Source organism: Bacteroides sp. AM07-18 (genome assembly GCF_003602695.1).
GTDB classification, from domain to species: Bacteria; Bacteroidota; Bacteroidia; order Bacteroidales; family Bacteroidaceae; genus Bacteroides; species Bacteroides uniformis.
The window spans coordinates 126,157-139,253 of sequence record NZ_QTLM01000004.1 but is presented as its reverse complement, the minus strand read 5'-3'; the positions used below and the strand labels follow the sequence as shown (position 1 = coordinate 139,253).

General features: G+C 45.3%; 13 protein-coding genes. 6 read left to right on the top strand and 7 right to left on the bottom strand.

Annotated elements, in window-relative coordinates; translation table 11 throughout:
* Positions 1-53: 53 nt before the first annotated feature.
* A complete protein-coding gene (locus DW096_RS08060; protein WP_227212774.1) occupies positions 54-251 on the bottom strand; it encodes a hypothetical protein in 198 nt (65 codons plus the stop codon).
* 367 nt (positions 252-618) lie between these two features.
* Here DW096_RS08060 and DW096_RS08055 point away from each other — a divergent pair, with 367 nt between their 5' ends.
* From DW096_RS08055 to DW096_RS08040, 4 genes are read left to right on the top strand one after another with little or no spacing between them, the layout of a single operon-like run.
* Entirely contained in the window at positions 619-1,764 is a 1,146-nt protein-coding gene (locus tag DW096_RS08055) for a glycosyltransferase family 1 protein (RefSeq protein ID WP_118930961.1), read from the top strand.
* A 3-nt stretch (positions 1,765-1,767) separates the two neighbouring features.
* A complete protein-coding gene (locus DW096_RS08050) occupies positions 1,768-2,805 on the top strand; it encodes a histidinol-phosphate transaminase (RefSeq protein WP_022401857.1) in 1,038 nt (345 codons plus the stop codon).
* Complete coding sequence (locus DW096_RS08045) at positions 2,802-3,533, top strand: NTP transferase domain-containing protein (protein WP_005825963.1); 732 nt, start codon at positions 2,802-2,804, stop codon at positions 3,531-3,533. The genes DW096_RS08050 and DW096_RS08045 overlap by 4 nt, the downstream gene beginning before the upstream one ends.
* A 17-nt stretch (positions 3,534-3,550) precedes the next feature.
* Complete coding sequence (locus DW096_RS08040) at positions 3,551-4,363, top strand: phosphorylcholine transferase LicD (protein WP_057281887.1); 813 nt, start codon at positions 3,551-3,553, stop codon at positions 4,361-4,363.
* A gap of 46 nt (positions 4,364-4,409) precedes the next feature.
* Here the strand turns inward: DW096_RS08040 and DW096_RS08035 are convergent, their stop codons facing one another.
* Complete coding sequence (locus DW096_RS08035; protein ID WP_118930960.1) at positions 4,410-5,378, bottom strand: glycosyl transferase family 90; 969 nt, start codon at positions 5,376-5,378, stop codon at positions 4,410-4,412.
* Positions 5,379-5,590: 212 nt separating this feature from the next.
* Between DW096_RS08035 and DW096_RS08030 the strand changes: the two genes are divergently transcribed.
* Positions 5,591-6,589 carry a glycosyltransferase family 9 protein gene (locus DW096_RS08030; protein ID WP_035447675.1) on the top strand — a complete coding sequence of 333 codons (999 nt, stop codon included), beginning with the start codon at positions 5,591-5,593 and terminating at the stop codon, positions 6,587-6,589.
* Here the strand turns inward: DW096_RS08030 and hldE are convergent.
* The 5 genes from hldE to DW096_RS08005 all read right to left on the bottom strand — a co-directional run bounded on the left by hldE (position 6,570) and on the right by DW096_RS08005 (position 11,743).
* Positions 6,570-8,000, bottom strand: coding sequence for a bifunctional D-glycero-beta-D-manno-heptose-7-phosphate kinase/D-glycero-beta-D-manno-heptose 1-phosphate adenylyltransferase HldE (gene hldE / locus DW096_RS08025; RefSeq protein WP_118930959.1), 1,431 nt, complete (start codon positions 7,998-8,000; stop codon positions 6,570-6,572). The two genes, DW096_RS08030 and hldE, sit on opposite strands and share 20 nt — an antisense overlap.
* Positions 7,997-8,485, bottom strand: a complete 489-nt coding sequence (locus DW096_RS08020; protein ID WP_118930958.1) for a D-glycero-beta-D-manno-heptose 1,7-bisphosphate 7-phosphatase — start codon at positions 8,483-8,485, stop codon at positions 7,997-7,999. The genes hldE and DW096_RS08020 overlap by 4 nt, the downstream gene beginning before the upstream one ends.
* Positions 8,478-9,059 carry a D-sedoheptulose 7-phosphate isomerase gene (gene gmhA, locus DW096_RS08015; protein WP_008662056.1) on the bottom strand — a complete coding sequence of 194 codons (582 nt, stop codon included), beginning with the start codon at positions 9,057-9,059 and terminating at the stop codon, positions 8,478-8,480. Before gmhA ends, DW096_RS08020 begins: the two co-directional genes overlap by 8 nt.
* A 36-nt stretch (positions 9,060-9,095) precedes the next feature.
* Positions 9,096-9,845 (bottom strand): lipopolysaccharide kinase InaA family protein, encoded by a 750-nt coding sequence (locus DW096_RS08010; RefSeq protein ID WP_009037398.1) that lies wholly within the window; start codon positions 9,843-9,845, stop codon positions 9,096-9,098.
* Between the two features lie 83 nt (positions 9,846-9,928).
* A complete protein-coding gene (locus DW096_RS08005; RefSeq protein WP_120028724.1) occupies positions 9,929-11,743 on the bottom strand; it encodes an LTA synthase family protein in 1,815 nt (604 codons plus the stop codon).
* A gap of 261 nt (positions 11,744-12,004) precedes the next feature.
* Between DW096_RS08005 and DW096_RS08000 the strand changes: the two genes are divergently transcribed.
* Positions 12,005-13,069 carry a CDP-glycerol glycerophosphotransferase family protein gene (locus DW096_RS08000; RefSeq protein ID WP_117680846.1) on the top strand — a complete coding sequence of 355 codons (1,065 nt, stop codon included), beginning with the start codon at positions 12,005-12,007 and terminating at the stop codon, positions 13,067-13,069.
* The last annotated feature ends 28 nt before the right edge of the window (positions 13,070-13,097 follow it).

Here is a 13,097-nt window from a genome sequence, read left to right as displayed (position 1 = left end):
TTCTTTTCGACGATTCTCCATCGTGCGAAGATACGACTAATCCGTCAAAGTGGCTAAGTAATGCCCGGAAAATAATTCGGCTTTTTCCGTTTTAAGTTTGCATTTCTGCCCTCACCGCTCTCACTCTTTTCTTCAACTTCCCTATTCATCGGCATTGCAGGGGTGGGTGAGAGCAATCGAAAAGGGTGAGGGTAAATTTTGCTCTCACCCGTGTTTTCTTCCGTTCCGCATCCTTCTTTCTTCTGTTGCATCCTTTTCATTCTTTCGTTTTACTTTTGGATTCTTCAGCAGCCCACGTTAGTGAGCCGTGATGTTCACTTGAGTGAACTAAACAGCTCACTAGTGTGGTTGAATTGGTTCATAACAGTGGGCCGATGATGAATAAAGTAGTTTTCGGGAAGGAGATAAGGTGTTTGAAGGATAAAACAATGAGCTAGTACGGATTGGGCAATGGGGATGTGCCCGATTCCGTACTTGGTTTTTGTAACAGACAGCAAGTGATTGCTCATCTTTATTTTATGTTTTATAGGTGAATTTGTGTTTTTGTCAAAAAAGGAAAGCGAAATAGACTGCTATATGAGGATTATCTTGTACATTTGCAGCTGAAACTTTTTAGAGATGAGAATAGGATACGACGGAAAACGGGCTGTGCAGAATTTTACGGGATTGGGCAATTACAGCCGGTATGTGGTGCAGTCATTGTCAGCCTTTGCTCCGGAAAACGAGTATTGGTTGTATGCTCCGGTACACCGTGAAAATCAGCAACTCTCGTCGATGGTGGCCGAAAGCCGGGGAACGGTATCGGTACATTATCCGTCTCATTGGCTCTGGAGAGGAATGACTTCGTTGTGGCGCGTGGGAGGTATACGCAGGACTTTGAAACGGGACAACATACAGCTGTTCCACGGACTGAGTAACGAACTTCCCTTGACCATCCATCGGGTACGGGAAGTAAAGAGTGTGGTGACTGTTCACGACCTTATTTTCCTGAGACTTTCACATTGTTTTTCGTTGGTCGACCGCTTGATTTATAACTACAAATGCCGCTATGCATGCAAGCATGCAGACCACATCATTGCTGTGAGTGAGTGTACCAAGCGTGACATCATACATTATTATGGAATTCCTGCGGATAAAATTTCCGTTATTTACCAAGGGTGTAGTTCTCTGTATGCCTGTCGTGTCGGTAAGGATAAGCGCAAGGAGGTGATGCGGAGTTATCGGTTGCCCGAACGCTATATCTTGTCGGTGGGCACCATTGAGGAGCGTAAAAATGCGCTGGCCATTGTGAAGGCTTTGGAGTATCTGCCCGATGAACTGCATTTTGTTCTGGTAGGGAGACCCACAGCCTATATCCATCAGCTGAAAGAGTTTATGACAAAAGCCGGATTGCAAGACAGAGTACATTTTCTGCATGGTATCCCTTCGGACGATTTACCTGCCATTTATCAGTCGGCCGAGACTTTTGTATACCCATCCGTTTACGAAGGTTTTGGCATCCCTATTCTTGAGGCTTTGCATTCCGGCATTCCGGTGGTAGCAGCAACCGGCTCTTGTCTTGAAGAAGCGGGGGGGGAGCATTCATTGTATGTGCGTCCCCATGATGTGGAGGGATTGGCGGCAGCGATTGCCCGTACACAAGAGCCTTCTTTGCGTGCCACCATGATTGAGGAGGGGCTGAAGTGGGCACAGCGTTTCACGGAGGAGCAGATGGCGCGTGAGACGATGGAGTGTTATCGGAAAGTACTAACAAAAGAAACCTAAGATATGAATTATTTGGACCGCAATGAGTTTAACTACGCACCTTCGCAAGAGGTGGTGGAGGCTCTAAAGAATTTTGATATAAACAAACTCTGTTTCTATACCCGTATCTACGACGAAGGCAAGAAGAGCATTCTGTCCGTTTATCTGTCCGAGACTTACGGAATCGATGAGCCGCAGGTGCTGTTGGGTTATGGTGGAGAAGATATATTGAAACAAGCAGTCCACTATTTCCTGACCCAAGAGGATGGGAACAAGACGATGCTCATTCCTAAATTCTCGTGGTGGTACTATAAATCCATTGCTGATGAAGTGGACGGGCATACGTTGCAGTATCCATTGTATGAGGATGGCAATACCTTTAAATATGATTTCGCTGCCATGAAAGAGATGGTACAGCGTGAGAATCCCAAGGTCTTATTAATCGCTTCGCCCAATAATCCCACCGGTAACGGTCTGACCCCTGCAGAATTGGACGCTTTGTTGGCTGAGTTGCCCGTAACAACCATCGTTTTGGTGGACGAAGCCTATGCCTCTTTCGTATCTACTGATACGGACTATATTAAAATGCTGGTTGATAAATATCCCAACCTGATTATTTCACGCACGCTTTCCAAGTTCTACGGATTGCCCGGATTGCGCATGGGTTTTGGGTTTATGAGTAAGGAGTTGGCCAACTTTGGCAAATACAGCAACAAATATCTGGGTTATAACCGTATCTCTGAGGATATTGCTATTGCCGCACTGAAATCGGATGCGCATTACCGGAATATAGCACGGCTGATGAATGAGAGTCGCGCCTGCTTTGAAGCGGAGATAGGGACGTTGCCTGGTTTCAAGGTATATGAGTCGGTGGCGAACTTTGTCCTTATAAAATATCCGATTGTCTTGAAAGAACGCTTACAGAAAGCTTTTGCCGACGAGGATTATAAGGTGAAGTTCATGAATGAACCAGACATCAATACCCATTTGCGTATTACCTTGGGGCGTCCTGAACAGAACCGTATTGTCATTGACACCATTAAAAAAATTGCATTACAATGAAAGCGGTTATATTGGCTGCAGGGATAGCTTCGCGTTTGCGTCCGTTGACTGATACCACTCCAAAATGTCTGTTGAAAGTTGGAGAGCGTTGTTTGCTGCAAAGAGCCTTTGATGCATTGCTGCAGAATGGCTTTCGGGAGTTTGTCATTGTCACCGGTTATAGACAGCAGCAGATTGTGAACTTTCTGGAAGCTCATTATCCGGCATTGGAGGTTACGTTTATCTATAATGAGAAATATGCTTCTACCAATAATATCTACTCTTTATGGCTTACACGGCCTTATGTAGATAAAGAGGACATTCTGTTGCTGGACAGCGATATCCTTTTTGACCCGCAGATTGTAGCCAAGTTGCTTGGATATGGTCAAGCGGATGCGTTGGCTCTGAACCATCATACATTGGGGGAAGAGGAAATCAAGGTAATAGCGGACAATGATGGCAAGGTGTTGGAAATCAGTAAGACGTGCTCCATATCCCGAGCTATTGGCGAGTCTATTGGCATCGAGAAGATGTCTGCCGCTTATACAGAAGCGCTTTTCCGGGAATTGGAGGTTATGATTACCAAAGAAGGTTTGGATAATATCTTCTATGAACGTGCTTTTGAGCGTCTCATACCACAAGGACACTCTTTCTATGCGCTTGACACTACCGAATATTTTTCTGTGGAGCTTGATACGGTGAATGACTTTGAACAAGCACAGCGGTTGATTCCTTCACAACTTTATTAATTAATGGGCTGATTTTTATGGCAGATTATGATATACGTCCTTTGCAGCTTCGTATTTTGAAGATATTGCTTGCTGTGGATAAAGTTTGTAAAGAACATGGTTTGCGCTATTATATAATGGCCGGTACTATGCTTGGTGCAGTCCGTCATAAGGGATTTATCCCTTGGGACGATGATTTGGATATCGGTATGCCGAGGGCTGATTATGATTTGTTGATGTCTCATTCCAAGGAGTGGCTTCCCCAGCCTTATGAGGCTGTCTGCGCAGAAAATGATCCGAATTATCCATTACCTTTTGCCAAGATACAAGATGCGGATACGACTCTTATTGAGCGTATGCATTTGAAATACTTGGGAGGTATCTACTTGGACGTATTTCCATTGGACGGTGTACCGCAAAGCAACCTGAAACAGAGGATTCATTTTGCCCGGTATGAATTTTACAAGCGGGTGCTCTATTTTATCTACCGCGACCCTTATAAGCATGGGAAAGGTCCCGGCTCATGGTTGCCGCTGCTGTGCCGGAGACTTTTTACTACTGCCGGCGTACAGAGGAGTATCAGAAATGTGATGACCACCTATGACTTTGACAAGTCTTCTTTAGTTTGTGATTATGATGACGGTATGCGCGGCATCATGCCCAAGGCAGAGCTGGGAACTCCGACTCCCGTTTCGTTTGAGGACGAAACTGTGTGGGGAGTACAAGATTATGATACCTATCTGACCAGAAAATATGGAGACTACATGGTTATACCGAAACAAAGCGGGCAGAGACAGCATAATTTCCACTATCTGGATTTAGATAAGCCCTACAGAGAATATGGAGCCTGATTACCGGTGTAACTGAAAGTCAATGATGTAATAATGCTATCAATGATTAGAGTTGTCCGGTCATCTTGAAGTACTTTTCCAATACAAGAAGGGATATCAATTGTTCCCGTTTTTTATTCTTGAATTGCTCTATATACTCATGTGCATGTTTGATTATTGCTTGAGCTTCATCAGTATGAGCCATGTAATATTGCAGTCTTTCTTCCAAATCAGAGAAGTCCGGTTTGATTTCAATGTAGTGATAGTTAGGAATTAATGTGCCTTCCATGAACCAAGTTTCACAAGTAGGACGGGGCATTACGGCAATAGAGTTGGAAGACATTACCCATTTTAGATTGCTGGCAACATCATAGCCTTCTATGGCTAGAATAAATTTGTATTCCAATTGTTCTTTAATGGTCAATTTTCCAATGCACCACGTAGGATTGATAGTATCCCGGCTGATATCTCCCAAATCGCACATGGGATGGCCAAAATACATTTTCATGAATTTGATTCGCTGCTCTTTGTCTGTTACTTTTCCGCGAAAGACAGCCATATCTTTTTTCTCTGTAAATTTTTTCTTGTCACGGACAAAAATAAAATGCCTTATCTTGTTGAGTTTCATAATAACCCCGTTTCCGTTGTTTTCAGTTATAAGACGGCTTTTTGAAATGGATGGGATTGGTGGGACGAAATCCACATCACCGGCACATAGGTTCAACCGTAGTTGTTGGGAAAACCAGCGGGTATAGCAGCGGGTATCATAGATATAGACTTTATGCCCTTTTAGTTTATGTTCTGCGAGTGCAGGTACCGATTCGGGCAATATTGCACCCGGTAAAAGTTTGTTATAGTAGTTTACTCGGTATAAAATGTAGTCTTTATCTTTTCTGTCGGATAAAGATGCCAACTTATGACGAAGCTGCATCTGAAAGAATATATTGGGTATCAGCATACCGAGCATATTCTTTATATAATAGATAAGTTTGATGTTCTTCCCGCTTCTTAGGGCATACAATAGTTTGTACTCCATTGATTTCGTTTTTTATTCAGTAGGTGCATTGTATGAAATATGATGCAAACTTATATAAATAAATGAGAACTTCCAATTGAATTTATCCTTTAATTATCATATTCTTTTTGTAATAAAGAGTTGCTCTGTTTTCAGATTTTGAGTAGTCTGGTTTGTTTTTTCGTTGTTAACGCTTACTTTTGTGCCGAATCAGCAATTCTAATAAATTTGTTATGACCAAATTCTTAATTATCCGTTTCAGTTCGATAGGGGATATTATCCAGTGTATGGGAATTATCGGTGGAATACGTGAACGGTTTGCAGATGTGGAAATTCATTGGATTACCCGGAAAGATATGGTGGGGACCTTGTCGATGGATGGCAGGATTGATAAAATCTGGGCGTTTGACAAGGAGACCGGACTTGCCGGATTGTTGAAAATGGCGGCTGATTTGAGAAAAGAGCATTTCGACTACATTTATGACGCTCATAGTAATATCCGTTCCAACATATTGAAGCTGATAGTGTCTCCATTGCCTTTTGTGAAACCTTACGTTGCTTTGCGGAGCAAAGAGAGAGGCAAACGCTTTTTGTTGTTTAAACTGGGAATCAATCATTTCGACAAGCCTTTCAGGGGGATGGTGTCTTTTCAGAAACCATTGAAGAAATGGGGAATTACGCATTTTCCGGACAACTATCACGACTGGCATTTCCCGGATGAAATACGTAGCAAGTATGAGAACTTTGTAACCAAAGATATGATTACGCTGGTGCCGTCTGCCAACTGGGAAATGAAACGCTGGCCCGTTTCCTATTGGAAAGAATTGGTTGCCCTTCTTCCTGAGTATAGATTTGTCATTCTGGCTGGTCCGAAGGATACTTTCTGTGAGGAAATCAGAAGTGCTGCACCGGAACGGGTAGTTAACCTTGCGGGACAAACCTCATTGATGGAGTCTTCTTACATAGTGTTGCGTTCCAATCTGGTAATCAGCGCTGATACGGGTTTTATGCATGCCGCTGATTTGTTCCGTGTTCCTGCTTTTGCCTTGATGGGACCTACGGCCTTCGGTTTCCCTACGGGACCTACGGTGGAAATACTCGAAACAGCCCTGCCTTGCCGTCCGTGCACCAAAGACGGACGGGGTAAATGCAAGCTGGCTGTTTATCAGAAGTGTATGGTGGATATTACCCCCCAACAAGTCGCTGAAAAGATTATTGCTTCTCTTGGTTGATGGCGCCTATAGTCTTTGTAGTGGAATAACCGTCTACGAAAGGGATAGTTACTGTTTCTTGGGCGTACTCCCTGCCTACAATGTTTTCTATGGCATAGTCGCCACCTTTTACCAACACGTCCGGTGCAACTGTTTTGATGAGATTCAGAGGGGTATCTTCCGTAAAAATCACTACGTAGTCCACTGCTTCCAAGGCTGCCAGGACTGTGGAGCGGGCGCTTTCATCATTGATGGGGCGCGATTCCCCTTTCAGACGTTTTACTGAGCTGTCCGAATTCAATCCTACGATAAGTACGTCCCCCAGTCTTTTGGCCTTTTCCAGATAGCACACGTGTCCTTTGTGCAGAATGTCGAAGCAGCCGTTTGTGAATATGATTTTGCGCTCCTGCGCACGCAGTTGTTTTATAGTATCTGCAAGTTGGGAAATAGGAATAAGTTTGCTGGCCGGTTTCCCGATTTGTAACTCGTCCTGCAACTCTTTGAACAGAATGGGACTGGTGCCTATTTTCCCGACTACAATGCCGGCCGCTTTATTGGCAAGATAAATGGCATCTGCAATAGGGATACCGGCTGCCAGCGCAGCTGCTAAAGTTGCCACGACAGTATCGCCTGCACCTGAAACGTCATATACTTCCCTTGCTTCGGTAGGAATGTCTTGTGAGGCTTCCGGAGCTATGTATGACATGCCTTTTTCGGAACGTGTCACTAATAGAGAAGTAAGGTTATACTCCTTCAGTATCCGGTCTGCTGCGCTATGGATTTCTTTATCCTCATTTCTCACATCCACTCCCGAAACAGCCGAAAGCTCTTTCAGGTTGGGGGTGATGATGGTTGCGGAACGGTATTTCTCCCAATTTGTCCCTTTGGGGTCTATAATGACCTTCTTCCCTTGCCCGGCAGAGGCGGATATAACCTGCTGGCATACTGTATCATTGCATACTCCTTTGCCATAATCCGAAATCACGACAATGTCCACTTCGGGGAGTGCACGCTTCACGGCATCCAGCAGTTTCTGCTCAGTCTCTTCGTTCAGGCATTCATTTTCTGTTTCAAAGTCCAGCCGTACTACTTGCTGGCTGTTGCCTATTACGCGGGTTTTGGTGATGGTGGGGTGTTCTGTATAAAACAGTTCGTTTCTGATGCCCAAATCAGCGAACATCTCCTGCATTGTGTTTCCGTTGTGGTCGTTGCCAAGCAGGCTGACGACATACGGCGAGCAACCCAGTCCCAACAGATTTCTTGCAACATTGGCCGCTCCTCCCAATACATTGTAGGTACGGGTGACACGGACCACTGGTACGGGGGCTTCGGGAGAAATCCTTTTCACGTCCCCTATATGGTAAGTATCCAGCATCACGTCTCCGATAACGAGTACCTTCTTTCCCTTTATACTGTTTAATTCTGTATTCATAATAGGTTGTTTTTTAATTGGTTGGCCCAATATAGAAGTGAATGCTCAGAGGTGACCCGGAAGGACTTGACACCGCTTCGTTCGCCGCATTCCGTATCCGACTTCTTGTCTCCGAACATATAGGATTGGGACGGGTCGATGTCATACTTCTTCATCGCTTCCATCACCATGAAAGGAGAAGGCTTGCGGCATTCGCAATGTTCCTCCGGAGCGTGGGGGCAAGTATAGAAATCGTTCAGTATAACTCCATGTTTCTCCAGCTCTTGGGCGAGTGCCCGGTTGAACAGTTCGGCGTCCTCCGGTGTGAAATAGCCACGTCCAATGCCGGATTGGTTCGTGATGACAATCAGCAGATAACCCAGTTCCTGAAAGATGCGGAGTGCTTCGGCTACGCCGGGCAGCAATTCCAGCTCTTGGGGCTTATAAACGTAGCCGAAATCGACATTGATGGTACCGTCCCGGTCAAGGAAAATCGCTTTATTCATGAGAAAACAGTTTATTGTCGACGATGCCGCACAAGATATGTCCGATGGTAATGTGCACTTCTTGAATCCTGGCAGATTCGGCGTGCTGTATAATCAACGGGTAATTGCAAAGTTCCTTGCACCTTCCTCCATCCCTTCCCAGGAGCCCTATGGTGGTGATGCCCATAGATTGTGCCTTCTGCAAGGCATGCTCTACGTTGGGAGAGTTGCCGCTGGTAGAAAGGCCTATCAGAATATCACCTTTCGTTCCCAAGGCTGCTGTCTGCCGTTCGAAGACGCGGTCGAAGCCATAATCATTGCTGACTGCGGTCAGGATGGAAGTGTCGGTTGTCATGGCGATGGCGGGCAGGCCTTCCCGTTCGGTCACGAAACGTCCGACGAGTTCGGCAGCGATATGCTGGGCATCGGCTGCACTGCCGCCGTTACCGCAAAGCAAGACTTTGTGCCCTTGTCGAAGGGCTTGTACTATCAGATTGCCGACAGTTTCGATGTCGGCAAGCATTTGCCGGTTGTTCAGGATATTTTCTTTGAGCCTGATACCTTCTTGGATGGACTGGGTGATATAATCTTGCATAATTTTCTAATCTCGTTGGTACAAAGATACGACATTTCAGAAATGAAGCTTGCTTTTGACGAAATTTTTAAATTGTCTTTGCTTTCTCCATTTCAGTCTGCTGAAGAGAGTGAAGAATATGCATTCTTCAATATCGAATCCTCTTTGCTCGGCATATAGAGGTATTATTTTCATGAAGTCATCGGCGGGAATACCCAGTTGGCTGAAGGCATTCATGGACATTCTGATACCGGGTACTTTACCGAGCTTCAGGCGGTTGATGTCAATGAGGGCGAAGTGATATTTGCCGTCTGTCTTCCGGTAAAATATATTCTTGGGATTATAGTCCAGTGGCAAGACCTTGTTCAGATGTAATTGGAGAGTGAAGTCTACGAGGTCATGTCTTAGCCGTTTTTTCTCTTCTTCCTCCATTTCCGTACCGAACATATCCGTAACAAGCGGGTAGGGGAGGTATTCGGAAATAAAGTATCCGGTGTGGAAGAAACCATTCTTTTTGATTTCTATATAAGCTACCGGAGGGGCGGTCTCTATTCCCCGTTGCAGAAAAAGTTCTGCATATTCAAAGGCGCGCTGCGCTTTGCTTTTGCGGAACCAAGTGTAAATGAGGCAGTTTATGAGGGCAGGTCTTTTGTATTTCTTGATTACGAAGTCCTTGTCTCCGAACCGCACTCTTTCGACTGTGTTCCTTCGGTTACAATAAACCTCTTCCCGTTCATATTCTTCCGATGGGATGGCTCGGATATAACTCTCGTAGGCGGCATAGTGCGGATGAATATGTACCTTCATTGCTTTTATTTACATTTTACTTCTTTTGAACGGTGCAAAGATAGTGCAAACCGAAAGCAGAACAAAATGAACTTGTTCATTTTTTATTTTGAGGTGCCGCCTATCTTCGCTTTTGAGCAAAGATAATCAAAATGTATCATCTGGTCGGAAATATCGTATGCTTTTTTAGCGAACTCGGCTTCTGCCGGGGTGGGCTCTTCACCTACCACCTCCATTTGGGGGCTGATGGCGAATCCTTTCTTGCATGGGTCGAGGATGCTTTGGCCCAATCCGCTCCAGTAGTAATCATCCAGTTGGAGCAGGTTCAGTAAGGTGGGGTACATATCGATTTGTCCCATCACTTTATCATAACGCATGCCTACCGGAGAGTTTACTATGATGAAAGGGGTGAATGTCTTGTCGGATACGATACCCTTGCCACCGGGGGCGTTACACAATTCTTCACGGTAGGTAGCCAGTCCTTCGTGGTCACCGGTGATGACGATAAGGGTCTCGTCGTATTGTGGGAGTGTTTTCAAGTACTCCACGAATTTTCCTATCGCCTTGTCCGTATAGCGTGCAGTGGTCATGTAGTCATTCATTTTCTGTGGAATGGCCGGAGAGAAATGAATCTCTTTCAATTCTTCAGGCAATTTGAAGGGAGCATGGCCGGAGTAGGTCACCAGCTGCATGTAAACATTCTCCCCCTTCTTCCAGATTTCCCCCTTCTCTATTTTTTGGCGGCATTGCGCCAGGAAGGAGCCGTCTCCGGTACGTTTGTGCGTGCCAAAGGCTTCTGTCAGTTCAAAGTCATGATAAGCAATGATGGTGTCGGTCCCGAAACTGTAGGCTATGACGCCTTGGTTCCAGGTCGATACTTTATCGATGGTCAGGAGGTAGTTGCGCGAGTTCTTCTGCTGATGCATGGCTTTTTGCAGGGTTCCGTAGGTGTGGTCTGGATATTGGCTGCTGTATGTGCCGCTGTTGATAGGCAGCATACCGGCGCAAAGCAACAGCTGTGCATCAATGGAGCGCCCTCCTTTCACTTGCGTCAGTACGTGGGGGGCGTATAGGGTGGTGGAGTCTTGCAGCAGTTTGTTGAGATATGGGGTAATCTCTTGCCCTTCCACTTCCCTTTCGAGTACCCAGCTTTCCAAAGATTCTGCCAGGATGACGATGCAGTTGTTGCGGATTCCGATACGTCCGGCCAAAGGGTGATGTCCGGGTTTCTGGCTCAGCCACTCCTTTATCTCTTGCTGTATCTGTGGGGTGGCCTCCTGCTTCTGGTTGATGAGGTCATAGCATAGGCTTCCGAAGACGGTATACATGGAAGTGGTGCTTGCACACAGATAGGCTTTCTGGCGGACGGTGTTGTATGCTTCCTTGAATCCTCCTTTTGCCAGGGTGGTGATGGCAAACAGCAGGATACCGATTCCCAAAGCTCCTCCGTAATACTTGTATGATGTTCTTCCGGCGGTATTTCTTTTGTAATGCCAATAAAGGGGGATACTGGCAATGGTAGATAGAGGGAAGAAGATGTCGTACCAGCGGAAGGAGTCGTAAACGCTTCCGGTGAAATCGGCGAGGTTTCCAGAAAGTCCATAGCTGTTAAGTGGGATGGCAGTATAGTAGGTGCGGAAATACATCAGGTTGACAATCAGCAGTATATCCAGTAAAAGCATGATGACTATTTCTGTTTTCCAGAGCCGGAAGAACTTATAGGGGGCGAGAAGTACGAGGGTGGCTATTATCTTGGTTGTATAGAACTCGATGGTAGAGAATGAAGCGAATGTGGTGGGGATGCTCCAGATGAAATCGAATAGCAGGAATTTGAAAAAAATGGTGATTCCGAACAAAAGAGTCACTTTATCTGTTGCCCCTTGTTGACTGTCGGAGCAATGAAAAAGGTTTCTTCTCATAAAATAGTATTTTTAAAATATTGGGGTGCAAAGATAGATATTTTAGAGAAGAAAAAGCTTCATAAACAGCAACTTTTGGAGGAAAATTGATAAAAGTCATTTTTTTTTCCGGATTGATGCAGTATATAAAGAATTCTTGTATTTACTTTGCAGACGTTTAAAGCAAAGAAAGCAAAACTGTTACAAACTAAGGGCTGGATTTTATTGTTCTATTGGTAATTTGAGGTGACGATTGTGTCGTTGCCGTGATATTTTGAGTGTATGAAGAAGCATTATTTATTTTTCGTTTCGGTAGCCTATTCCTATCCTATACTTCGCCCGCTTCAGGACGAAATCAGGCGTAGAGGAGACGATGTTGCATGGTTTATCGAGCCAGACTGTCCGGTTCTGTTGAATCAAGATGAAAGGTGGCTTCAATCTGTTCAGGAAGTGATGGATTATCAGCCTATTGCTGTTTTTGCACCGGGTAATTATATTTATGATTTCTTCCCGGGAGTGAAAGTTTCCCTTTTCCATGGCTACCCCATCAATAAGCGTGGCGATGAAAAGGATGACCATTTTTCTGTTCGTGGATGGTTCGATGTCTATTGCACGCAAGGAGAAACGAGCACTCTTCCTTTCAAGGAACTTGAGAGGAAATACGGCTTCTTCAAGGTATACGAAACGGGCTGGTGCAAGGCGGATACTTTCGTGAAAGAACGTGCGCACACTCCTCATAATGCACGTCCGGTAGTTTTGTACTCTTCTACGTTTACAAAAAATATAACTTCTGCTCCTCATCTGTTTGATACCATCAAGAGACTGGTGCGCGAGAAGAACTGGGATTGGATTATTTCGTTCCATCCGAAATTCTCGGATATGGAAGTCCTCAAGAAATACAAGGAACTGGCTGCTTCCTGCCCCAATATTACTTTCCACGAGAGTGGACTTGTTGATGCCAAGCTGCTAAACAGTGCAGATGTACTGTTGTCCGATGCTTCGTCTGTGATTGTCGAGGCAATGATGTTGGACAAACCGGTTGTGACCTATTGCAACACCATGCCGGGAGCTCATTTGCTGAATGTCACTGACACGGATGCTGTAGAGGGAGCGATAGAAAAGGCCATTTCCCGTCCGGCGGAACTGATGGAACGGATGCGTGCTTATGTGCACAAGCATGAAGCCCATCTGGACGGTGAGTCCTCTTCACGGGTACTGGATGCCGTAAACAACTACATCTGGTATTTTCAAGGTAAGACCAGAACCAAGCCCTGGAATCTGGTGCGTAAGTTTAAATTGCGATGGCGGGTGGGTTATCCGTTGATGGCCACTTTGCGGTTATGGTAGGCGATAGATAATCTGTCGGCCTATTTTT